This is a genomic window from Streptomyces sp. NPDC049837, from assembly GCF_040674455.1.
Taxonomy (GTDB): domain Bacteria; phylum Actinomycetota; class Actinomycetes; order Streptomycetales; family Streptomycetaceae; genus Streptomyces.
Window position 1 is genome coordinate 205016 of record NZ_JBFAMP010000007.1, and the last position, 22320, is coordinate 227335.

20 protein-coding genes are annotated in these 22320 nt (G+C 72.0%); 11 read left to right on the forward strand and 9 right to left on the reverse strand.

The window, feature by feature from the left end; all coding sequences use genetic code 11:
• Positions 1 to 12 precede the first annotated feature (12 nt).
• Entirely contained in the window at positions 13 to 2574 is a 2562-nt protein-coding gene (locus AB0J57_RS21030; RefSeq protein WP_366129757.1) for a glycosyltransferase family 4 protein, read from the forward strand.
• Here AB0J57_RS21030 and AB0J57_RS21035 read toward each other — a convergent pair.
• From AB0J57_RS21035 to AB0J57_RS21055, 5 genes are all read right to left on the reverse strand, one after another.
• Complete coding sequence (locus AB0J57_RS21035) at positions 2545 to 4125, reverse strand: phospholipid carrier-dependent glycosyltransferase (protein ID WP_366129758.1); 1581 nt, start codon at positions 4123 to 4125, stop codon at positions 2545 to 2547. The two genes, AB0J57_RS21030 and AB0J57_RS21035, sit on opposite strands and share 30 nt — an antisense overlap.
• Before the next feature lie 534 nt (positions 4126 to 4659).
• Complete coding sequence (locus tag AB0J57_RS21040; protein WP_366129760.1) at positions 4660 to 5256, reverse strand: hypothetical protein; 597 nt, start codon at positions 5254 to 5256, stop codon at positions 4660 to 4662.
• Between the two features lie 281 nt (positions 5257 to 5537).
• Positions 5538 to 6692 (reverse strand): hypothetical protein, encoded by a 1155-nt coding sequence (locus tag AB0J57_RS21045; protein WP_366129761.1) that lies wholly within the window; start codon positions 6690 to 6692, stop codon positions 5538 to 5540.
• A gap of 354 nt (positions 6693 to 7046) precedes the next feature.
• A complete protein-coding gene (locus AB0J57_RS21050; protein WP_366129762.1) occupies positions 7047 to 8168 on the reverse strand; it encodes an N-acetylmuramoyl-L-alanine amidase in 1122 nt (373 codons plus the stop codon).
• Positions 8165 to 8680 (reverse strand): hypothetical protein, encoded by a 516-nt coding sequence (locus AB0J57_RS21055; RefSeq protein WP_366129763.1) that lies wholly within the window; start codon positions 8678 to 8680, stop codon positions 8165 to 8167. Before AB0J57_RS21055 ends, AB0J57_RS21050 begins: the two co-directional genes overlap by 4 nt.
• Positions 8681 to 9621: 941 nt before the next feature.
• Between AB0J57_RS21055 and AB0J57_RS21060 the strand changes: the two genes are divergently transcribed.
• Positions 9622 to 10026 carry a hypothetical protein gene (locus tag AB0J57_RS21060; RefSeq protein ID WP_366129764.1) on the forward strand — a complete coding sequence of 135 codons (405 nt, stop codon included), beginning with the start codon at positions 9622 to 9624 and terminating at the stop codon, positions 10024 to 10026.
• Positions 10027 to 10092: 66 nt separating this feature from the next.
• Complete coding sequence (locus tag AB0J57_RS21065; RefSeq protein ID WP_366129765.1) at positions 10093 to 10527, forward strand: DUF6223 family protein; 435 nt, start codon at positions 10093 to 10095, stop codon at positions 10525 to 10527.
• A gap of 305 nt (positions 10528 to 10832) precedes the next feature.
• Here AB0J57_RS21065 and AB0J57_RS21070 read toward each other — a convergent pair whose 3' ends face one another.
• Complete coding sequence (locus tag AB0J57_RS21070; RefSeq protein ID WP_366129916.1) at positions 10833 to 11753, reverse strand: LysR family transcriptional regulator; 921 nt, start codon at positions 11751 to 11753, stop codon at positions 10833 to 10835.
• A gap of 79 nt (positions 11754 to 11832) precedes the next feature.
• On the opposite strand from AB0J57_RS21070, the gene AB0J57_RS21075 reads away from it, so the two are divergent.
• Positions 11833 to 12777, forward strand: coding sequence for an EamA family transporter (locus tag AB0J57_RS21075; RefSeq protein WP_366129766.1), 945 nt, complete (start codon positions 11833 to 11835; stop codon positions 12775 to 12777).
• Between the two features lie 30 nt (positions 12778 to 12807).
• Positions 12808 to 13941, forward strand: coding sequence for a D-alanine--D-alanine ligase (locus AB0J57_RS21080; RefSeq protein ID WP_366129768.1), 1134 nt, complete (start codon positions 12808 to 12810; stop codon positions 13939 to 13941).
• On the opposite strand, the gene AB0J57_RS21085 is transcribed toward AB0J57_RS21080, so the two are convergent.
• Positions 13916 to 14839: a DMT family transporter gene (locus AB0J57_RS21085; protein WP_366129769.1), complete on the reverse strand. Its 924-nt coding sequence runs from the start codon at positions 14837 to 14839 to the stop codon at positions 13916 to 13918. The genes AB0J57_RS21080 and AB0J57_RS21085 overlap by 26 nt on opposite strands.
• On the opposite strand from AB0J57_RS21085, the gene AB0J57_RS21090 reads away from it, so the two are divergent.
• The gene (locus AB0J57_RS21090; protein WP_366129770.1) at positions 14838 to 16274 is read left to right on the forward strand and encodes a PLP-dependent aminotransferase family protein; all 1437 of its coding nucleotides are present in this window, start codon (positions 14838 to 14840) and stop codon (positions 16272 to 16274) included. The two genes, AB0J57_RS21085 and AB0J57_RS21090, sit on opposite strands and share 2 nt — an antisense overlap.
• A gap of 32 nt (positions 16275 to 16306) precedes the next feature.
• Positions 16307 to 17107, forward strand: coding sequence for an aminotransferase class IV family protein (locus AB0J57_RS21095; protein ID WP_366129771.1), 801 nt, complete (start codon positions 16307 to 16309; stop codon positions 17105 to 17107).
• A gap of 16 nt (positions 17108 to 17123) precedes the next feature.
• On the opposite strand, the gene AB0J57_RS21100 is transcribed toward AB0J57_RS21095, so the two are convergent.
• On the reverse strand, positions 17124 to 17891 hold the full coding sequence (locus tag AB0J57_RS21100) for a TetR/AcrR family transcriptional regulator (protein ID WP_366129772.1): 768 nt from the start codon (positions 17889 to 17891) through the stop codon (positions 17124 to 17126).
• Positions 17892 to 17979: 88 nt separating this feature from the next.
• Positions 17980 to 18612 (reverse strand): TetR/AcrR family transcriptional regulator, encoded by a 633-nt coding sequence (locus tag AB0J57_RS21105; RefSeq protein WP_366129773.1) that lies wholly within the window; start codon positions 18610 to 18612, stop codon positions 17980 to 17982.
• A 191-nt stretch (positions 18613 to 18803) separates the two neighbouring features.
• On the opposite strand from AB0J57_RS21105, the gene AB0J57_RS21110 reads away from it, so the two are divergent.
• From AB0J57_RS21110 to AB0J57_RS21125, 4 genes are all read left to right on the forward strand, one after another.
• Entirely contained in the window at positions 18804 to 19409 is a 606-nt protein-coding gene (locus AB0J57_RS21110; protein ID WP_366129774.1) for a hypothetical protein, read from the forward strand.
• Positions 19410 to 19596: 187 nt separating this feature from the next.
• Complete coding sequence (locus tag AB0J57_RS21115; RefSeq protein WP_366129775.1) at positions 19597 to 21171, forward strand: MFS transporter; 1575 nt, start codon at positions 19597 to 19599, stop codon at positions 21169 to 21171.
• Positions 21172 to 21211: 40 nt separating this feature from the next.
• Positions 21212 to 21748, forward strand: a complete 537-nt coding sequence (locus tag AB0J57_RS21120; protein WP_366129776.1) for an ester cyclase — start codon at positions 21212 to 21214, stop codon at positions 21746 to 21748.
• Positions 21745 to 22275, forward strand: a complete 531-nt coding sequence (locus tag AB0J57_RS21125) for an ester cyclase (protein ID WP_366129777.1) — start codon at positions 21745 to 21747, stop codon at positions 22273 to 22275. The genes AB0J57_RS21120 and AB0J57_RS21125 overlap by 4 nt, the downstream gene beginning before the upstream one ends.
• Positions 22276 to 22320: the final 45 nt, after the last annotated feature.

Consider the following 22320-nt stretch of genomic DNA (forward strand, 5'->3'; position numbering starts at 1 on the left):
CCGGTGATCACCATGCGCCGGACACGGAACCCGGCCGCTGGGGAGCCCCCCGCACCACGCGCGGCCACGCTGCTCACGGGAGCCGCGCTGCTCACGGGCGCCGCGAACTACGGCCTGTCACTGCTCGTCGTACACCTCCTCCCGGCCACCGAATACGTGCGTTACGCCACCGCGTCCACCCTGCTGCTCGCCGTCGGGACCCTGGCCGGGGCCACCATGCCGCCGCTGATGACGTGCGAGCTGGCCCGTCGCGACGAAGGCGGCAGCACAATCCGGGCCTGCCTGCGGATCGCCCTGGCGTATGCCCTGCCCTGCGCGGGTGCGGCCTGCGCGGCCTGCACCTCGTACGGGACACCGGCACTCTTCGCCGCCCTCACGGCCGCGTCCCTCGCCATGTGGTTCAACGCGACCGGCGCCGGAGCCCTCCAAGGACGCCTGCGGTTCTGTCATCTGGCCGCGTTCTGGCCTGCCGAGGTGGCCGTGCGCGGCGTCGCCACCTTCGTGGCCGTACGCGCCGGATGGGGAGCGGCCGGTGCGGTTGCCGCCTTCGCGGTCGCCGCGGGGGTGACCGCCGTCGCCGCTTTGGTGACGGGCCGCCGGGCGGGGGTCGCCGGCCCTGCCGGGCCGGACCGGCCGACCGTGGGCAGGACGGACAGGGCGCCCCTGTGGTGGCGAGCCGTCACAGTCGGACTGGTGCAGAGCCTGGTGTGCCTGCTGCCCGCCCTGGACGTCGTCGTAGCCGCCGCGGTCCGCGCGGGCGATGCCGCCCTCGCGCCCTACCAGGCCCTCCTGGTGGTGGCCCGCGTACCGATGTTCGTGGCGGTCTCGTTGGCAGCGGTCCTGCTGCCGCGTCTGGCCGCTGTACCCGTGAGCAGGCGGCCGGACGGAGCGCCCCTGCGCGCCACCATGCGGCAGCACTGGACGGCGGTGGCCGCCATCGGGCCGCTGGTGGCCACCTGTCCTCCCGCACTGCTCTCCGTGGTGCTTCCCGATGTTCATGCCCCATCCGCCGGACTCCTGATCCCGTTGTGCGTGACCGGGGCCGCGGGCGCCACCTTGACCGTGGTCGCCACCATGTTCGTGGCGTGGGGGCCGCTGAGACCGCTGCTCGTCCTGCTCGCCGCGGCGGCCGTCTTCGCCGTCCCCTTGTACGTGGCCACAGCCGCGCATCTGTCCGCCCTTGCCTGGTCCGCCGCCGCTCTCACGACTGCAGCCGCCGGTACGGCCGTCGCTCTGGCCCAGCGGCGCGTGGGCGTTCCCAGCCTCACAGCCGGAGGCGCTGCGGCGCTCGCCGCGGCGGCATTCGCCTTCTGCCTGCTGTGGGCATTGCGCTCCCGCCCACCGTTCTGGTGCCTCGCCGCTCTCGTCCTCCTCGCCGTCGCGGCGTGCGCCGCCCGGCCCCGTCCGCGTCGGTCTCGTCCGCGCCGACCGGGCCCGTACCGGGTGCTGCACCTCGCCTTCGAAGACCCCCGCTGTCCTGGAGCGGGCGGCGGGTCGGTCCGCACGCATGAGGTCAACCGGCGGCTGGCCGCCCGTGGCGTGGAGGTCACCGCCGTCTGCGCGCCCTGGGCGGGCGCCACCCCGGCCGTAGTCGACGGCGTCCGGTACGTTCCGCTGCCGCGCTGCCCCGGATGGCTGACAGGCCACCGCTTCCTCTGCCTGCTCGCCTACTTCGGCGGCATCACGGCCGGCCTTCCTCTCCTGGTCCGCCGTATCGACCCGGACGTCGTCGTCGAGGACTTCGCCGCCCCCTTCTCTTCCGTCTGTGTTCCCCGTCTGACTCGTCGCCCCGTCGTCGGCCTGGTGCAGTGGCTGTCCGCCCGGGACAAGGCCCGCGAGTACCACCTGCCGTTCCACGTGATGGAACGGTACGGCCTGAGGTCCCACACCACGCTCGTCGCCGTCAGCGAGGGTCTCGCTGCCGAGCTGCGTCGCCGGCACCCCACCGCACGGACGGTCACCGTGCCGAACGGGCTGGACCCCGCCGCGTTCCGGACCCGTCCCGCCGGGCCCCGGCAACACCTGGTGTACCTGGGCCGTTTGGAAATGACGTCCAAGGGCCTGGACCTGCTGCTGCACGCGTACGCACGGGCGGCCGAGCTCATCAGCGGCGATCTGCTGGTCGCGGGGGACGGACCCCACGCCCACGACGCCCGGGCCCTCGCCGCGCGCCTCGGCGTCGGGCACCGCGTCCGATGGCTCGGCCGAGTCAACGGCTCTGCCCGGTTCGAACTGCTGGCATCCGCACGTCTGGTGTGCGTCCCCAGCCGGTACGAGACGTTCGGGATGGTCGCCGCCGAGGCGCTGGCGGCCGCGACCCCCGTCCTCGCCTTCGACGTCCCCTGCCTCCGGGACCTGGTCACCGACCGGGTCGGCGTCCGCGTCCCTCCCGGGAACGTCGCCGCCTACAGCGCGGCCTTGGTGACGCTCGCCCGTGACCCCCACCGCTGCCGCGTCCTCGGCGCGGCGGGTCCTGAAGGCGTCCGCCACCTGAACTGGGACGCGGCGGCTGACGCGCAACTCCGTGTCTATCGGGAGGCGTGTCTACCAAGAGGCGGGTGGCGACGGCCGTGACGTCCCGGGAGCTCGGTGGTCGCTGTGTGTGCCCGTGAGGGGTCGCACGTCGTACACCTCCAACGCGCCGGCCGTGGGGCCCGGTTCGCGATGCACCAGGACGGCTCGGCGGCTGAGAGCCGCGTAGGAGGCCGGATCGATGAGGGTGTAGCCCTGCTCGACGAGTCGCTGTGACACCACCACGTAACGCGTGCGGCGACCGTCCTCAGCCACGGCGGCGCTCCACCTCTGCGCACGGGCACGCGGAAGAACGAGGGGGACGGTGTCATCGGTGGCCGCCACGACGTGGTGGGGGGAGACGTGAGCGGTGACCCAGCCGACGAGCCGCCGGTGGGCGTCGTCCCGGCGGGTGTGCACCTCCGCCCACACCGTGGCGTCCAGGGCGAGGGCGGTGAACACCAGGGGAAGAGCCGCTACCCGCCACCGTGGGGACCCGCTGCCGTGGCGCTTCCGGACGCTCTTGGAGCCGACCGCGTCCGCGGCGAGGGCGAGAGCGAGGACGCCCGCAGCCAGCGGCGGGTAGAACATCTGCTCCTCCAGCGTGCCGAAGAAGACCGCGTAGGGGAGGGCCGTGAAGGTACAGCCGCCGCAGGCGGTGATCAAACTCCGGGCGGGGGAGCCGGCGTACCGCGCCGGCTGCCGGTGACGGAACCACAGCAGCCAGAAGGAGGCGCACGCGCCGAGGAGGATCAGCGTGTAGGAGACGGCGAAGTGATCGGCGCGGGCGAGCAGCCGCTCGTGCAGATCCGTGGTGTTGTGGGGGCTGTTGAAACCGGTGAGCTGCTTCACTCCGAAAGCCCGCGCGAGGCCGTCGAGCTTCTGTTCCCGCCAGGCGTCCCACCCTCCAGTCGCTGCCGTCACACCCACATAGAGTCCGTAGCCGGCCGCGGTGACGGCGGCGGCGGTCAGCCGCATGCCCCTGGCCGGCCGCCCACCGGCCACGGCGAGGAGGGTGACAGGGACGAAGGTCAGGAGCGCGTACCAGTCCTTGGTCGTCACGGCGACCGCGAACAGGCCGCCCGCCGCGGCACCGGTGAGGGCGCGGCGACGGGCTGTCGCGGGGAGGCGTGCGAGGACCAGCAGGCCGAGCATGGTGGCCGCCGTGGCTTGTGACTCCAGGAACGCGCGGCTGTCGAAACGGTTGAGGAAGGGGTCCATGGCCAGCAGCAGCCCTGCCGTCCAGGCGATCGGAGGGCGAACGGCACGGTGCAGCAGGGCGGCCGCCGCGACGACGGTCATCGCCCCGGTGCAGGCGCTGACCGGCCGCACGGACAGCACGGCCGGAAGCAGCGCGGCGGGGTCCCCGGTGTCGCCGGACAGGCGCAGTACGACGGCCATGACCGCGAACAGCGCCGGCGGGTGCAGCGCGAAGTAGTCGCCCTGGAAGACCGGTCCGTCGCCCGCGGCGACACCGCGGCTGATCGAGACGTAGTAGCACTCGTCCACGTGCACGTCGTAGGCCCGGTCGGCGGCGAAGAGCCGGAGGGCCAGGGCGAGCGTGAAGAGGCCGGCCAGGCCCCTCCACCGTCGAGCCGGGGCGGTGCGGTTCACGGGCAGGGCCGGTGTGCGAGGCGGTGGGGCCGAGGGAGTGCCGCGCCGTGGACGCGTGCGGTCCGTGGCACGGCCTCGGCACGGGAACGGCAGCCGGGTGCGGGCGGCGGCAGGCAGATCGCGTACCAGGGTGGCCCAGGCGCGGAACCCATGGTCGTGACCTGCGGTGCGTGGCCGGTACGACCCGCCTTCCGTGCCGGTGCCTCCTCGGGCCGGCGGTTCCCGGATCGAGGAAGCCGTGGGCGGGCCCGGTACCCCTGGCACGTGGTGTACGCGGGGACGGTCTTGTGCGTTCGGCGGGTGCTCCACGGTGGTGCTGCGCCTTTCGATGCGTGGGGGAGGAGCCGCCGATCGAGGCCAGGCCCTGCTGGGGTGCCTCTCAGGCGGCCGGAGCGGTACGGCCTCGGCCGGACGACCATGCCTCGGCCGGATGTCGAGCGTCCGTCATGCCGCGTCCCCGGCCGCGAGGGGGCGGCCGGGGACGCGGGGCAGGAGGGCTGCACGCCATCGGCTCCTGCGGTCGAGAGCCAGCTCTCAGTGACGGCACTCCGCGGGCGTACCGTCGGGGTTGGTCATCACGAAGTTGGCGTCCGCGCCGGCGGAGCCGACCTGGAAGTGGACGCGCGGCATCTCGCACGGCTCCAGGTCGGGGCTGGTGGCGACCTCCGTGTGCACGTTGATCGACTGGCCCGGGTCCAGGTAGAGCTTCACCCCCTTGCAGAACGCCTGCCGCGCGTCCGTCTCGCTGAGCCGGCACCGGTTCTTCTCGGTCTTGCCGCCACGGACGATGTACACCTCCTGCCAGCCCAGCCAGGACAGACCGCGCGGGCCCAGGGTGAGGGTGACGTCCTGCGTGGCGACGCGGCTCTTGCCGGTGTTGGTGACTGTGACCTTCGGTGTCGCCGGCTCGCCGGGGATCGCGCTGACGAAGGGAACGTCCTGCACGTCGAGTTCCACGGTGGCCGCCACCGAGGGCTCGGCCGCCGGCTCCGATTCGTCGGCGGACGCGTTGGTGAGGCCGCCGGCCGCCGTCACGGCGGCCAGGGCCACGGCGGCGGACGCCGTCAGGACCCTGGCCCGTCCTCGGCGCCCAACGCTCTTGCGGGAATGGTGCTGGATGGCTGAGAGCATGTTCGTTCACTCCTCCTGTGCGTGGGGCGGACAGGCTGCCTTTCCGCCGCGCTTATTGCTCCGCTTTATGAACCATGCGCCGAAAACGCGGCTGACAAAGGGTTTTCGGGCCTTCTTTGGCCGCTGTGGCCCATGCCCTGTCCCGCTTCGCAAAGGCAGGGAAATCCCGCCTGCCGCCCGCGAGGGCATGCCATGGCGGAGAAGCCCCCTCACCGGAGTGAAGGGGCTTCTGTCAGTGCCTCGGTGTGCCCTCGCGGGCGGCAGGCAGGCTGTCGGAGGACTCAGCCCTGACCGTGGCCGGCGGCGCCCCGCTCGACCATCAGGAAGTCGGCGTCGGCCGACTGCTCCCCGATGCGGAAGGTGACCCGCGGCATTTCGCCGGGCCGGAGCATGAAGCTGGTACGGACCTCGGTGTTCAGTTCAGCCGACTGCCCAGGGTCCAGCGACAGATTGACGCCCTTGCAGATGGCCTGCGTGCTGTCGCCGGGGTCGACGGTGCAACGGGTCCTGCGCTCGGTGCCGTCCCGGATGACGGAGATCTCCTGGGGGTTCAGCCACGAAACGCCCTTGGGGCCGAGGGTGAGGACGACGTCCACCGACCCGACACGCGCGGAGCCGCTGTTGGTCGCCGTCACCGCCGGGGAGGCGATGCCACCCGGCACGGCCTTACGGAACGGTACCGGGCTCAGCGACACCTGTGTCCGGCCGGGAGGCGTCACGGTGTGACCGGTGACGTGCCACACCACGTTGAGGTGGGTGTCGCCCACGTAGAAGTGACCGTTCTGGTCGATGACCAGGTGCCGCGGGTCGCTCATGCCGGTGACGAGGTTCTCCTTGGTGCCCCGGTCGAGGTCGATCCGCCACAGCCGGTTGCCCCAGGAGTCCGTCACGTACGCCTGGCGGTCACCGCCGATGGCCACGCCGATGGCGTCGGCCAGGCCCGTGGCGACGGTGGCCTTCCTGCCGTTGGTGAGGTTGATCTCCCACAGCTTGTCGCCATGCGAGTCGGTGACGTAGGCCCGCCCCTCACCGTCGAGCGCCACACCCTGGGCGTCTCCCAGGCCGGTCGCCACCTCGTGCTTCCTGCCGCTGGTGAGGTCGATCTCCCACAGCTTGTCGCCCCAGGAGTCGGTGACGTACGCCTTCCCGGAGCCGTCGAGGGCCACCCCGGTCGCGTCTCCCAGGCTCTCGGCGACCCTCTCCTTGGACCCGCGGTTCAGATCCACCCGCCACAGCACGTCGTGGTGCGGGTCGGCGACGTACGCCGAGCCGGCCCCGTCCACAGCCACGCCGCGGGCGTCCATGCCCCTGGCCACCTCGTGCTTCCGCCCCGTGTCGAGGTCGACCTCCCACAGCGTGTCGGCCGCTTCGTCGCCGACGTAGAGCTTGCGGGCGGTGTCGTCCAGAGCCACGCCCCAGGCGGATACGCCGGTCACGACCTGGCGGCATCCGGCCGAAGGGCAATCCACCGTCCCCTCCTGCGTCACCGCCGACGGTGCGGCGTTCGCCGCCGTGGCGAATGATCCCGCATAAAGAAGCGGGCTGACGGTAAGAGCCACAACCATCGCACCGGCCCTCAATGTGCCATTTTTCATTTCGCTGTCCCTTCCCTTTCGTCCCATGCCGCTCTCGGCGCGGCAGTGAGGCGAGTGTGGGTATCAGCGTGGGTTTTCCGCGATGGTTTCCGCGTGGAGTGGGACCCGATGGCCAGCCACCGCTGCGGAGTGGCAGGGGGTTCGCCCCGGAGCCGGCTCGTGGTCATGTTGTGATCGCCGTCCGGACGTGGATCGTCAGCGCGTCTGCGCCGCCGAGGCGAGGGTGCGGATGGCCGGCAGGTCGGCGTACAGGGTGTTGCCGGGGCACTCGGTGGGGTAGCCGTCGCGGTGGCCGGAGATCCGGTTCAGGGTGACCTTCTGGCCCTTGGTGTACTTGCCGTTGTCGGCGGCGGCGGTGAGTACGACGGTTCCGGCGGCGTCGTACCCGTACAGTCCGAGCTTCCAGGCGGCGACGGCGGCGACTGCCTCGCGCACGGAGGGTGTGGAGATGGCGTCGTTGTAGTTGCCGAGGACGGCGACGCCCGAGGTGTCGGTGTTGAAGCCGTAGGTCTGCGCGCCGAGCACCGGCTTGTCGATGCCGCCCGCGCGGCCCTCGAAGACGGTGCCGCACTTGTCGACGAGGAAGTGGTAGCCGATGTCGTTCCAGCCCTGGCTCTGCACGTGGTAGAGGAAGATCGCGCGGATGATGTCCGGGGACTGCGCGCAGGTGTAGTCGTTGGTGCCCGCCGTGTGGTGGGTGAACACCGCCTTCGTGTCCGTGGTGTACGTCGGCGGGTTCTTCACCAGTGACTCGTCGGCGCCCCAGCCGGAACGCGGGATGACGGTGGGCTGCGGGGCCGTGCTCACCCCGGTCACCCCGGAGGAGGCCGCGGTCGCCTTGGTTTCGTCCGGGTTCACCAGCTCCACGCGCAGTCCGTCCGGCAGCCGTGACAGTCGGCCGTGCTGCCCGGTCACCCGGACCTGCACTCCGTCGGACGGTCCGGTCCACAGCGGCTGGGTTCCGGCGCGCACCCCGCCGTTCTCGGCGTCGGGCCCGACCTCGGGTGTACGTACGTCGAGTTCCAGTTCACGCCAACCGGACCAGACGCCGGTGGCACTGTCACGCGTACGGACCTCTGCCGTGCCGCCGAGCTGCGCGCGCGGGTCGGCCCAGGTGACGCCGAGCATGCTGAACGGCTCTGTGCGGCGAGCGGACAGCGACCGCTGGGCGGGATCGGAGCCCTGCAGCGCGATGCTCCGCACCCCGGCCGGGGTCTGTGCCGCCGGCGTCACCGGGGCGGTGAGACCGAGGGTGGCGAGGGTGACGGCGGCGGTCGCCACGACCCTGGCCGTACGAGCGACGAGGTGGGAGGTCACTGGGCTCCTTCAGGGGCTGCGGATGCTTCGGGGGTGGGTGGTTCGGTGTTGCACGTCGTCCGGCCGAAGGCGCCGGTCGCGGTGGCGCGTTGGAGGTGCTTGCCACGTATGGCGAGGACGCAGGTCGCCGTGCCGCCCTTCTCGCCGAGGGTGACGTTGACGATCGGGGAGGCGCCGAGAGGCAGGCTCACGGTCTTCCTCCACGGCAGGCCGGCTTTCGTGACGGTCTCCGCCTTGTCGCGGTCGGCCCCGCGGTAGGAGATGTCGGCGGCGCCCTCGCCGAGCACCTCGTAGGTCACCTCGACGGTGGGCGTGGTCGCCCGTTTGCCCGCCAGCTCGTCATCGGAGCCGAGGACTCCGTAGGTGACGAACGCCCCGCACACGAGCAGCAGAGCCGCGGCGACGGCGATGCCGCCGCGGTCGGTGCGGCGGCCGTCCGGGGCCTTGGAGCCGCTTGCGCCGTCCGGGGTTCCGGGCTCATCCGGTTCTTCCGGTCTTTCGGTCGTCGGCATGGCCAGCTTTCTGTGAGGTGAATTCGGTGCTGGGTTATACACCATCAGATCCAACGAATGCCAGGGACCAGAAAAGTCGGGCAAGCCGAACCCAATCACCCTCAACGTGATCCGTGAAATGCCCGGATCGGAGAGTAGTTGACGGCGGCTCAGCTCCGTGCTGAGGCCGCCTGCTGGCTGGCAGGTGGCGGCCCGGGGCTCTTCCTCTGCGCCGCGACTCCTTCGGCGACATGCTGAGGCCCTCGGCGGAGGAGGTCAGTTCCAGCGAATCGTCCAGCCGACCGCGTACGGGTCCCGCCCTCACCAAGGCCGAGCGCAGGTCGCGTACCGGAGCGGGTGGCCCCCGAGGTGCCTGGTCATGTCGGTCATTCCCACACACGGAGACCCTCGTTCGGCCGTTCCTACGGCGATTAAGGGGGGGAATGATGGAATACGGCCCCCAGGGGAATCGGCTCGAAGTGCTAGAAGGGGCGTAGCGGTGGCAACGCTTTCAGAGATCCAGGCCCTGTAGGGCGAACCCCGGTTCAACCGGTCGGATGCGGCGCCATGGATTGAACTGGAGCGGGAGCTCGGTATCGAATTCCCCGCGGACTTCCGTGAGATCGTGGACGCCTACGGTTCGATCGAGATCAACGGGCAGTTGTATCTGAAGCACCTCGCCGGCCATCTTCTGCGCAGTCTTGGAGAAATGATCAGGGGGGACCTCGCCCGGGGAAAGGCTTCGACGGTCCGGCCTGGACTCTCCACGAGATGACGTTCAGCGAGTGGCTGCTGGCCTATCTCAAGGGTCGGGACGTGACGTTGCGCCGGCGGTGGGGTCGATTCGGTCCCGAGTCGTTCACCGGTTGAGCGTGATGTGATCCGCGTCACGAACTGTCACAGCCATCAGTGGTCCGGTGTCTTGAGGCTGGACCCGCTGAGACGACGGAGGAGAGCACACCATGAGCAGACGGACGACGAACACCAAGCGCACCCTCGCGTTCCTCAAGGTCGCGATAGCGCTGCAGACCCTGAGCCTCTTCTTCCAGGCCGCCACGGCCGGAGCCCTCCTGACGTCGTCTCAGGGGTATCTGCTGCACGACGTCGGCTCGAAGGTGATGTACGCCGCCGCCATGCTGTACCTGGTCGCCGCGGTCCTGGCCTGGCGCCCGGGCGGCGGATCGCCCCGACCCGTCCTGTACGCCACCGGCTTTCTGCTCCTCGCCTCGGCGCAGGTCGCGCTGGGCGTCGCCCATGTGGCCTCGCTCCACGTCCCCCTGGGCGTGGTGATGTTCACCCTCAGCACCCTGGCCCTGGTCCGGGCACTGTCGCCGCGCCTGGTGCCGCGCTCCGCTGCCGGCTCGTAGCCGCCCGCGACCCGCCGGTCTCACGCATGACCAGTTCAGGCCCATATCCGAAAGGCAGGACACCTCATGTCCGTTCGCTCCGTGCTCGCCGTATCCGCAGCCGTCCTCGTCGGCGGCTTCGTACTCGCCGCACCGGCCGCCGCCGACCCCTCGGTCCAGCCGGTCGCCGCAAGCGTCTACACCGTGAGCGTCGGCCGGGTTGGGGCCTCCCTGTCGGCACTGGTCGGTCTCCTCGGCGCGGTCACCGGCGGCCTTGCCCTGGCCCGCCCCACCCGTCAGGGGCGCGTCGGCACCTGGGCCCGGCGGAACGGAGCCGTCACGGCTCTCGCGGCGGGTCTGGTCGCCGTGGTCGTCGGCGGGGCGGTCGCGGCCACCGCGGACGGCGGTCTCGGCACCGGCAACGGGCTCGGCGGCGCCTACTTCGCCATGGCCCTGGGCCTGATCGCCCTCATCCTCGGCCGGCTGGCCCGCTCCCGCTCCCGTACCCGCCGAAGCCGCTGACCGGCTGGTGATCGCCCGCGAGGCCCTCGGCGAAGCCTCGCGGGCAGGCGTCTTCCGGCGCCCGGGGACCCACCGACCAGGAGCCGTCGGAGCCGTCACCCCTCCGTGCGGGCGTGGGTGACCTCCCCGTCATCCACGAGGCGGAGATCCGTGAGCTCTTCGCGGAGTACTGCAAGACCTGGACCGAAGGGGACGCGGCGGAGTTCGGCCGGCTGTTCGCGGAGGACGCCGACTACGTCTGGCGCAGCAGCCTGCCGAAGCGGCGGTTGTCGTGGCAGGCTTCGGCATCGGCCGGGCGCGCGGGGTCACTTTGGTGGGCCACTGAGGTTCCCGCGGGTGGACGGCGCCTTGACCCCCAGGACCGTGAGCAGTGCCCGGGCGGCCGGGCTGGGGTTGAAGCGGCTCCAGGCCAGGTACTCGATGCGGCGTGGGCCGTCGGCCACGGGGACCAGGGACAGGGCGGGGTCGTCGGCGGCCAGCGGGCCGATGAAGGCGGAGGGCAGCAGGGCGATGCCCAGTCCGCGGGCGATCAGGCGGGTGATCAGCTCGGCGACGCCGGCCTCGTAGGCGACGTCGCGGGCCAGGCCGGCTGCGGTGAACGCCTGGTCGGACTGGGCGCGGGCGGGGGTGCCGGTCACGAAGTCGACGAACGTCTCGTCGGCGACCTGTTTGAGCGTGACGCGGGAGGCGCCCGCGAGCCGGTGGCCGGCGGGGACGACCAGTACGTGCTCGTCGTGATCGAGGACGAGGGTTTCCACGCCGGATGGGCGTGAGCCCTCCGGGAGGCCGAGGAAGGCGACGTCCAGTTCGCCGTCGCGGATCGCGGCCGCCAGTTCGTCGCTGCCTCCGGCACGGAGGAGGACGCGGACGTCCGGGTGCAGGGCGCGGTACCGCTGGAGCAGTTCGGGTACGTCGACGGCGGCCGTGGTCACGATCACGCCCACGGCGAGCCGGCCACGCACCACGCCGGCCGCGGCGGCGGCGTCGGCGGCCGCGCGGTCGGCGGCGGCCAGGCAGTCGCGCGCGCCGGCCAGGAACGCCGCGCCGGCGCTGGTCAGTTCGACCCGGCGGCTGGAACGGGCGAACAGCTTGACCCCGAGCTCCCGTTCCAGGCCGGCGATCCGGTGGCTGAGCGAGGACTGCACCACGGAGCAACGCTCCGCCGCGCGCGTGAAGTTGCGGGTTTCGGCGAGGGCGACGACGTACCGCATCTGCTGGAGATCCACAGCACCATCGTTCTGGTTCATGGCTGGGATGACAAGCATGCTTTGGAGGCATGGTGGGGTCCGGCCGAGACTTCGTCCCATGCAAACCCTGACCGAACGGTCACCGGCCCCGCTGCGGTCCCCGCACGCGCGGCAGATGGCCACCGTCGCACTGACCGCCCTCGCTCCCGTGTCCTGGGGCACCACGTACGCCGTGACCACGGAACTCCTGCCGCCCGGGCATCCGCTGTTCGCCGGACTGATGCGCGCCTTACCCGCCGGGCTGCTCGCGCTGGCGATCACCCGCGTACTCCCGCGCGGGGACTGGTGGTGGAAGGCCGCGATCCTTGGCGTGCTCAACATCGGCGCGTTCTTTCCCCTGTTGTTCGTGGCGGCCGAACGGCTCCCCGGCGGGGTCGCCGCCACTCTCGGCGCCGCGCAGCCGCTGCTCGTCGCGGGGTTGGCCATCGCGGTGGTCCACGACCGGCCGACGACCTGGCGATGGGTGTGGAGCGTGGTCGGCGTGGTGGGCGTCGGACTCGTGGTGCTCGGGCCGGAGGCCCGGCTGGACGTCGTCGGCGTGCTCGCCGGGCTCGGCGGTACGGCCGCCATGGCCGCCGGGGTCGTCCTCGCCAAGCGCTGGGGGCGCCCCGCTGGTGTCGGTCCACTGACCCTGGCCGGCTGGCAACTGGCGGTCGGCGGCCTGCTGCTGCTCCCGCTCACCCTCGCGGTCGAGGGGGTGCCGCAGCGGATCGACGCCGGAGCCGTCGGCGGCTACCTGTGGCTCGGCAGCATGGGCGGACTCATCGCGTACACGCTGTGGTTCCGGGGGATCGGCCAACTGCCGGTCGGCGCGTCCGCACCGCTGGTGCTGCTGTCTCCGCTGGTCGCCACCGTCGTCGGCATCGCGCTGGGCGAGTCGCTGAGCCTGCTGCAGACCCTCGGGTTCGTCCTCGCCTTGGCCGCCTTGCTCGCCGCGCAGTTCAACGCCCCGCGGTCGGCCGGTCGCCGGAAAACGGAAGGCTCGCCCGGCGGGAGGCCCTGAGGGCGCTCGGTCGTGCGGCAGACTCCCCTCATGCGTGTGGTCATCCTGTGTGGTGGAGAAAGCCCCGAGCGAGACGTTTCGCTGGCCTCCGGCCCGCCCGTCGCCCGGGCCCTGCTCGAGCGGGGGCACGAAGTGGTGCTGGTGGACCCGGCCGCGGCGGAACCGGTGCCGGCGGGACCGTTGCGGCCGGGTGACGCGGTCGACGGGTTCGTCGTCGCGAAGGAGCCGCCGTCCCTGGCCGAGCGGCAGCAGTGGCGGCGGCGCATGCATGCGTCCCTGACGGGCGGTCCGGTCCTGGAACTGCTGCGCGGCGCGGACGTCGTGTTCCTGGCGCTGCACGGCGGCTGGGGTGAGGACGGGCACGTACAGGCGCTGCTGGAGATGGCGGGCGTCCCGTTCACGGGTGCGGACAGCGCGGCGTGTTCGGCGGCCTGGCACAAGGGGCGGGCGCAGGCCCTGCTCGGTGCGGCGGGGGTGCCGGTGGTCGAACGGGAGCTGTGGCGGCCCGGGGACGGCCAGGTGCCACGGGACGGCCAGGCGCCCGGGGGCGGCCGGATGCCCGGGGACGGCGAGGTGCCCGAGGGTGTGGCGCGTCTGGTGGCGGCGGGGCCGGTGGTGGCCAAGCCGGTCGCGGACGGGTCCAGCGTGTCGGTGTACCGGGTCGACTCGCCCTCCCAGCTCGCCCGGGTGGCCGCCGATGTGCGGGCCTCCGGGGCCGAGCTGATGGTGGAGCCGTTCCTGCCGGGGCGTGAGTTCACCGTGGCCGTGGTCGGTGACGAGGCGCTTCCGGTGGTGGAGATCGAGCTGACGACGCCGGTGTTCGACTACGCGGCCAAGTATCAGCCCGGGGCCGTGAACGAGGTGTGCCCCGCGCGGATCGCGCCCGACTTCGCGTCCCGGCTTCAGGAGCTCGCCCGGCGGGCGCACCGGGCGCTGGGGTTCGGCGACGACTCCTACTCGCGCACCGATTTCCGCTGCGACGCCCGGGGCGAGCCGATGTGCCTGGAGGTGAACGCGCTCCCGGGCCTGACGACGACGAGCCTGTTGCCGCTCGCCGCCACCGGAGCCGGCTGGACGTACCCCGACCTGATCGAGCGCCTCCTCGGCCTCGCGTCACACCGAGTGGCGGAACACCGGGTTACGAGGCCCTGGCCCGCTGTGTGACGACGATGCACGCGAGCACGATGACAGCGGCGACGGGAGCGGCCGGGGTGAGGTGCTCGCCCAGCAGGAGCACCGCCCACATCAGCGTCAGGAGTGGCTGGGCGAGCTGGAGTTGGCTCGCCTTCGGCACCCCGATGAGGCTCATTCCCTGGTACCAGACGACGAACCCGCCGAACTGCGAGACGCCGGCGATGTACGCCATGCCGACGATGGCCTTCACCGTCAGGTGCACCGGCTCCTGCGGTAGCGCAATCGCGGAAACCATGAGGTTCACGGGAGCGGCGAGCACGACACCCCAGGCGATGACGCGCCAGCCCGGCATGTGGGCCGAGAGCCGCCCGCCCACGGCATAGCCGGCCGCGCACACCAGCAGCGCGGCGAACAGGTAGAGATCCCCGGCCGTCGGCCGTCCGTGGCTCTGCATGAGGGTGAACACGACGATGGTGGCCGCGCCCGCCCCGGCCGCGGCCCAGAACACCTTCGAGGGGCGACGGCGGGTGAGGAGCGCGGAGACCGTCGCCGTGGCCACCGGCAACAATCCGATGACGACCGCCGAATGAGCCGTGGACGACGTCTGGAGCGCGAGGGTGCTGAGCAGCGGGAACCCCAGCCCGCAGCCGCCCGCGACGACGGCGAGGGCCGGCCAGTCGGCACGAGCCGGGAGCGGTGCGCGCGTCGAGACGAGCGCGGAGAGCGCGATGACGGCGGCCAGGACGCCCCGGACGCCCGTGGCGCTCCAGGGACCGAAGCCGTCAAGTGCCCATACGGTGCCCGGGAAGCTGAAGGAGAAACACACGACACCGAGGGCGGCGAGCACCGTGCCGTTCTGAAGTGGCGATACTCGCCTCCGGAGTGGCGATACTCGCTCGGGGACGATAGCGCTACGATCTATACTCATGAATCACAGTAGCAGTTCGCACAAGGTGGCCAGCACACTGGCACGTGAACTCGAGCATGTGCCCGCCGGGACACGGCTGGCGACGCACCGCGAGCTCGTGCGCCGCTTCGGCGTGAGCGCCACTACTGTCTCCCAGGCGCTGGCCCTCCTCACCCAGTGGGGAGTGGTCACCTCCCGGCCCGGCTCCGGCACCTACCGCGCCGAGACGCGGACCGTGCCCCGCTCCGGCGACACGTCATGGCAGGAGGCCGCCCTCCAGCCGGCGAACGGCATCGGCTCGCCGCCCGGCGCTCAGCGCGGCTTCAAGACGTCCGGGCTCCTCGGAACGCTCTCGACGCTGGGACCGGACGTCGTCGACCTCAACGGCGGCTACCTCCACCCCACTCTGCAGCCCCTCACCATGCTCGGGACCGCCCTGTCCCGCGCCGCCCGGCGCCCGGCGACGTGGGACCGTCCGCCGGTCGGCGGAGTGCCGGAGCTGCGCGACTGGTTCGCGGCCGACATCGGGGGCGGCCTCAGCAGGGACGACATCCTCGTCTGCGGTGCGGGGCAGAGCGCCCTGGCGACCGTGCTGCGCGCCCTCGGCCAGCCGGGTGCCCCCGTGGTCGTCGAGTCGCCGACGTACCCGGGGACGATCGCGGCCGCTCACGCCGCGGGGCTGCGGCCCATTCCGGTGCCGCTCGACGCCGAGGGCCTCCGCACCGACCACCTGGACGAGGCGCTCACGCGCACGGGCGCGCGCGTCGTCATCGTGCAGCCGCTGTTCCAGAATCCCACCGGAGCGAGTCTTTCGGCGGCCCGGCAGCGCGAGATCCTCACCATCGCCCGGCAGCACGGCGCCTTCGTGGTCGAGGACGACTTCGCCCGGCACATGGGGCATGCGGATGCCGGACCGACGCCGCCACCGATGATCGCGGACGACCCGGACGGCACCGTGATCCACATCCGGTCGCTCACGAAGGTGACATCGTCGAACCTCCGTGTCGGCGCACTGGCGGCGCACGGTCCGGTCATGGCGAGACTGCGCTCGGCGCACCTCATCGACACCATGTTCGTCCCCGCGCCGTTGCAGCACACGGCGCTGGAGGTGGTGACCGCGCCGGGGTGGAAACGTGCCCTCTCCGCCCTCGGCTCCGCTCTGGAGCACCGCCGGAAGGTCGCGATCGACGCGGTGTCCGCGACGTTCGGCCCGCACGCCCTGGCCGTCCGGCCGCGCGGCGGCTACCACCTCTGGGTGTCGCTGCCCCACCACTTGGGGGAGGCGGAACTCGCCGCCGCCGCACTGGCGAACGGGGTCGCTCTCACGCCCGGCGCCAACTATTACGTCAGCGACAGCAGTACGCCGCACATCCGGCTCAGCTATGTGGCGGCGCCCTCGGCGGCGGACGTCGACGACGCCGTCCGCCGCCTCGCCCCGCTCGTCGTGGGAACGTGAGGAAACCCGGCCCCGCCTGACATGCTGGGGGCATGGCCACGTTCGAGAAGAGGCCCGTGACCGTCGACGACCTGCTCCCCTTGGCGTTGACCAACCTCGGGCACTTCACGTCCATGCGCGTCGAGGCCGACGGCACGATTCGCGGCCTCACGCTGCACATGGAGCGCCTCGTACGCGACTGCGCGATCGTGTGGGGCGCGCATCTGGACACCGGTCGCGTCCGCGAGCAGGTCCGCGCGGCCCTGGACGGGCGCGACGGGCCATGCGTGGTCCGCGTGACGGTCTACGACCCCGCGTTCGAGCTCGGCCGGCCTCCCGGTGGCGAGCATCCCGGCGTCCTGGTCACCGTACGCGGGGCCGGCGCGCTGCCTCCGCCGCCGCTGCGCGCCCGGAGCGTGCCGTACGAACGCGACCTGCCCCACGTCAAGCACGTCGGCCTCTTCGGTGCCGTGCACGCCCGCCGTACCGCCCAGCTCGCCGGATTCGACGACGCGCTGTTCGTCGGCCGTGACGGTCTCGTGAGCGAGGGCACCACCTGGAACGTGGGCTTCATCGACGGCGACGGGACCGTGGTGTGGCCGCGGGCTCCCGTGCTGCCCGGCGTGACGATGGCGCTGCTCCAACAGCAGAGCCGGCAGCACGCCGGCGCCGCGCACCGGACCGCGACCGTCACCCTGGCCCGGGCGAAGGGCATGGCGGCCGCCTTCGCCACGAACACCGGCATCGGCGTCCGCGCCCTGGCCGCCATCGACGACACGGACCTGCCGGCCGAGCACCCGGCGCTGGGCGTGCTGCGCGAGACGTACCTGTCCGTCCCCGGCGAGACCGTGTGAAGGCGGGCCCTGCCGGCTACTTCCCGCACCGGGCGGGGCCCTGTGCCACCGCCGCGTAGTAGTGGCCGACGCCCAGCGTCTCGCAGGTGTCGGCGAGTTCGCGTTCGAAGAAGGGGCCGCCGTCGTCCAGCGCGAAGTCGAGGTGGCCCAGCACCTCCATGCAGACCAGCCCGTACAGCCGTACCCAGCACCGCAGCATCACGGCGATGGCCTCGATCGGGAGGTCCATGTCCCGGTGGGCGCGGAGGCGGTCGAGCTGGTCGGCCAGGCGGGGATGCAGGGAGCCCGGCGGCGAGACGGGGAAGGGGCGGGAGCGCCAGAGCTTCGCCATCAGGTCGGCGAAGAGCACGCCGAACACCCAGCCGGCGTCCTGCTCCAGGTCCGACTCACCGCCGCTGATGGCGCCCGGGGCGCTGGGGCCGAGGAGGAGCCCGAACTCCCGTTTGTGCTCCAGACCCCAGCGGCGCAGCGCCCGCGCGGCGGCGATCAGGCGGCCCGGCGCGTCGTCCTCGGGCAGGGTGTCGCAGGACGCCTCCAGGTACCGGGCCACCTCGATGAAGATGTCGGCCCGGAGTGTGCGCAGCAGTTCCTCGTGGCTGGTGAAGTAGCGGTAGACCGCCGGAGCGGTCATCCCCATCCGCCGCGAGATCGCGCGGATGGTGACGCTGCCGATGCCTTCGTCGACCAGCAGTCCGCGCGCCACGTGCTTGATCTCGTCGATGGTCGCGCGACGCTGCTGCTCCCGCCGTGAGAGCCCCGGTGCGGTTCCCTTCCTCTCGACCATGCCTAGGTGCGTCCTTCGTAGCTCTGTGTCCCGTTCCGGACGGTGTGCGCACAGCTCCGTTATGTATCTCCGATGAACTTAACAGGTGTCACATCGGGCGGGGGAGGGGACCGGAACCGCCTGTCGGGGCGGCGGCCCGGGCGATGAGCCCGGCCGCGATCACCGAGGCGATGTCGTCCAGCAGTACGTCGTCCACCGGGTGGTGGAAGGCGAACAGCGCCATGAACACCGGGCCGCTCAGCAGCAGGTGCGCCAGCGACGGGTCCAGTGGCCGGGGCAGCTCGCCCCGCTTCTCCGCGCGGTCCAGGAGCGCCGCGAAGTCGGCGCGCTGCTGGGCGACGAAGGTCTGCTGGAGCCGGGCGGTCAGCTCGGGCGAGCGCACCATTTCGGCCATCAGCGCCGGGGTCACCTGGCGCGCCAGCGGGTTGCCCAGGCGCTCGTGGATGAGCCGCGCCAGCGCGTGCAGGTCCCCGCGCAGGGAGCCGGTGTCCGGGGGCGGCTCGATGCCCATGTCGTGCACCGCGGCGGCGAACAGCAGCTCCGCCTTGGAGCCGAACCGGCGGTAGATGGCCGCCTTGCCCACTCCCGCGCGGGCGGCGGTCGCGTCCATGGTCACGCGGGCGTACCCGACCTCGGCGAGGAGCTCGCGAGCGGCGGTGAGCACCGCGTGGTCGATGTGGCTGTCCCTGGGGCGGCCCAGTGGTTGTCCAGAGTCCGGCATGGGTGGCAGTATACGAGCCTGTAGTTCCGGAACTCCAGTCTCGTAAGACTGGATGACCTCCCGCGGGCCGGCTGTATCCGGGCCGGCCGCCGAGTGATCTGTAAGCGATGAGCCCGCTGTTCGAGGAGGAAACCCATGCTGGACAGGGACCAGGTGGCGCGCGCCGCGCGCCCGGCGAGGGGCGGCGGCTCATGACGGCACGGCTGGACCACTGGCTGCCGGACGCCCACTGGAGCACCCACCACGACCGGGCGGTGGCCGCACCGGTCCCCGAAGTGGCCACGGCCGCCCGGCAGGTGACGTTCCGGGACACCTGGGTGATGCGGCCGCTCATGGCGGTGCGCACCCTCCCGTCCCTGCTGCTGGGCCACACCGGCCGCGAGGTCGTCGAGAAGGACAGCGACACGATCCGGGGCATGACGAAGCTGGGCTTCATCGTGCTGGACAACGTGCCGGGCGGCGAACTCGTCCTGGGCTTCGTCGGACAGCCGTGGAAGCCCAGCCTCGTCAAGGCGGTCATCCCGGGCCTGAGCCCCGAGGAGTACCTCGCCTTCGACCGGCCCGGGTACGTCAAGGGCGTCTCCGCCGTGTGGGCCGAACCCGAGGGCACCGGAAGCCGGCTCCACACGGAGACCCGGGTGTACGCCACCGACCCGTACGCCGCGCGCCGCTTCAAGCCGTACTGGCGCGTCATCGAACCCTTCAGCGGCCTGATGCGCCGCGACCTGCTGGCCGCCGTCGCCCGCCGCGCCGAACGCGCGGCCCCGTCAGGCGGCCGGCCCGGGAAGCACCGCTGAACCGTCCCGGCCCCGCGCCGCTGAACCGTGCCGCACCGGCGCCGCTGAACCGTGCCGCACGCGCCGCCGTATCCCGGCGCCGATGTATCCAGCTCCCCTCCCCGCGGATCTGACAGACGGATCCGCACGAACGACAGGCCTGTCGCTCCTCCGGGAGCGGTGCCCCACCCACTCCAAGGAGAAGACCGTGGACCGACACACCGTCCATCCGCGTCGCTGGCAGATCCTGGCCGCGCTCTGCCTGAGCCTGCTCTTGATCGGTCTCGACCACCTGATCCTCAACATGGCACTGCCCATGATCCAGAAGGACTTCGCGTCGACCGGCACCCAGATGCAGTGGATCGTCGATTCCTACACCCTGACCTTCGGCGGTCTGCTCCTGCTCTGCGGCAGCCTGGCCGACCGGTTCGGACGGCGGCTCCTGCTGGTGCTGGGCATGCTGGTGTTCCTGGTGTTCTCGGTGGCGGCCGCGTTCTCCACCGACTCCACGATGCTCATCGCCATGCGCACCGCGATGGGGGCCGGAGCGGCGATGATCATGCCCGCCACGCTCGCCATCATCAAGGACGTCTTCCCGGCCGAGGAGCAGGCCAAGGCGATCGGCATCTGGGCCGGAAGCGCCGCGCTGGGCGTGCCGCTCGGCCCGGTCGTCGGCGGCTTCCTGCTGGACAACTTCTGGTGGGGATCGGTCTTCCTGGTCAACGCGCCCGTGGTCGTCGTCGCCCTCGTCGCCGCCGCCCTCCTGATCCCCGAGTCGCGCAACCGCAAACACCCCGGCCTGGACCTGCTGGGCGCCCTGCTCTCGGCCGCCGGCCTCGGCGTGCTGGTCTACGGCCTGGTCGAGGCCTCCCGCAACGGCTGGACCGACCGGATCACCCTCGTCTCGCTCGGCGTCGGCGGGCTGCTGATGGCCGGGTTCGTCCTCTGGGAGCGCCGTACCCCGCACCCGATGCTGTCGCCGGCCCTCTTCGGCGACGCCGGGTTCAGCGGCTCCGCGATGGCCGTCGCCGCCGTCTCCTTCGGCATGTTCGGCTCGCTGTTCGTCCTCACCCAGTACCTCCAGTTCGTACTGGACTACGAGCCGTTGAGCGCGGGCATACGGCTGCTGGCCGCGGCCACGATGATGATCGCCGCGCCGCTCAGCCCGCAACTGGTGCAACGGCTGGGCCTGAAGGCCGTCGTGACGTCCGGGCTCGTACTGCTCACCGCCGCCCTCGCCCTCACGGCCGGTGCCGACGCGAGCTCCGACACCCAGGTCGTGTGGAGCCTCGCCCTGTTCGGCATCGGCATGGGCCTGACCATGCCGGCCGGCGCGGACGCCATGCTCGCCGCCGCACCCTCCGGACAGGCCGGTGCCGGCGCCTCGGTGACCGACGCCGCCATGCAGGTCGGCGGCGCGCTGGGCATCGCCGTCATCGGCAGCACCCTCGCCAACTCCTACCGCGACGCCCTGCCCGCGCTGGGCCACCTGCCCCCCGAGGCCGCGACGGCCGTGGGCGACTCCGTCGGCGCGGCCGGAGGCGTGGCCGCCGGGCTCGGCGGCGAACCCGGCCGGCGGCTGCTGGACGCGGCCAACGACGCGTTCATGGCGGGGCTCGCGGACTCGATGCTCATCGCGGCCGGTGCCACCGCGCTGGGCGCGCTCGCCGCGGTCGTGGTGCTGCCCCGGCGGACCCCGAAGGCCCAGCCCGGCCCCGGCGGTACGGCGGTGGCCGGCCCCGCCGACGACAAGCGCCCGGTGGAGACGGCCCGCTGGCACTGACCCCCTCCCCACCCAAACCATCCAGTGGAGGAACCACCCCATGCCACACGACGACCCGACCGACCTGAAGGACCTGGCCGCGCACATCGCCGACCGGGTCTGGAACCAGGCCGACCTCGGCGCGATCGACGAGTACTTCGTACCGCACTTCGTCGGTCACTTCCCCGGCCTGCCCGACGTACACGGCCCGGCCGACTTCAAGGAGATGGCGGCCGGCCTGCGCACGGCGCTGCCCGACCTCGCGGAACGCATCCTGCTCCAAGTCCGCGACGGCGACCGGGTGTTCATGCGGGCCGAGCTCACCGGCACCCACCTCGGCGACCTCATGGGCATACCGCCCACCGGCCGCCCCACCCGGCTCACCGAAATGATCATCCTGCGGTTCGAGGGGAACAAGGTCGCCGAGCTGTGGCAGCAGGCGGACTACCTGGGCGTGTTCAGCCAGTTGGGCATCGCCCCGCCCGAGGACGCGGGACCGCTCGGCTCGGTCGCCCACACCTTCAAGACCGTCGGCCGGCTCGGCGTACTGGCGGCCAAGGCCAAGATCCAGCAGCGCAGGAAGGCGGACGCCCGATGACGACCCACGAAACCACGTTCAAGCTGACCGAAGAGCACGTACGCATGGTCGCCGACGTGACCTGGTCCAAGGACAACTCCCGGGCCCTCCAGTGGTACGCACCCGGATTCACGGCCCACCTCCCCAGCCGTCCGGTCATCGAGGGCGGGCAGGCGTTCATGGACACGATCAACCTTGTCCGGGCGGCCAAGCCCGACCTCGACGTCGAATGGCACGACGTCCTGATCGAGGGCAACCGTGCCGTCCTCCGCCTGACCTTCCACGGGCACCAAGTGGGCCCGCTCTTCGGCATCCCGCCCACCGGGCGGTACCTGAGGATCGAGGAGATCATGGTCGAGACGTACGACGACCAGGGCCGGATGGTGGAGTACCGGCAGGAGGGCGACTACGCCGGGATGCTCATGCAGATGGGCATCGTGCCCCCGCCCGGCACCGGACCGCTCGGCCAGCTCGCCCACTCCATCAGGACGGCGATCCGGCTCTCCTGGCTGGACCGCAACCACCGGAAGGCGCAACAACTCCGCTGAAAAGGCGGGCAGTTGTATCCCGGACCCCCGGCCGCGGATCTCTGA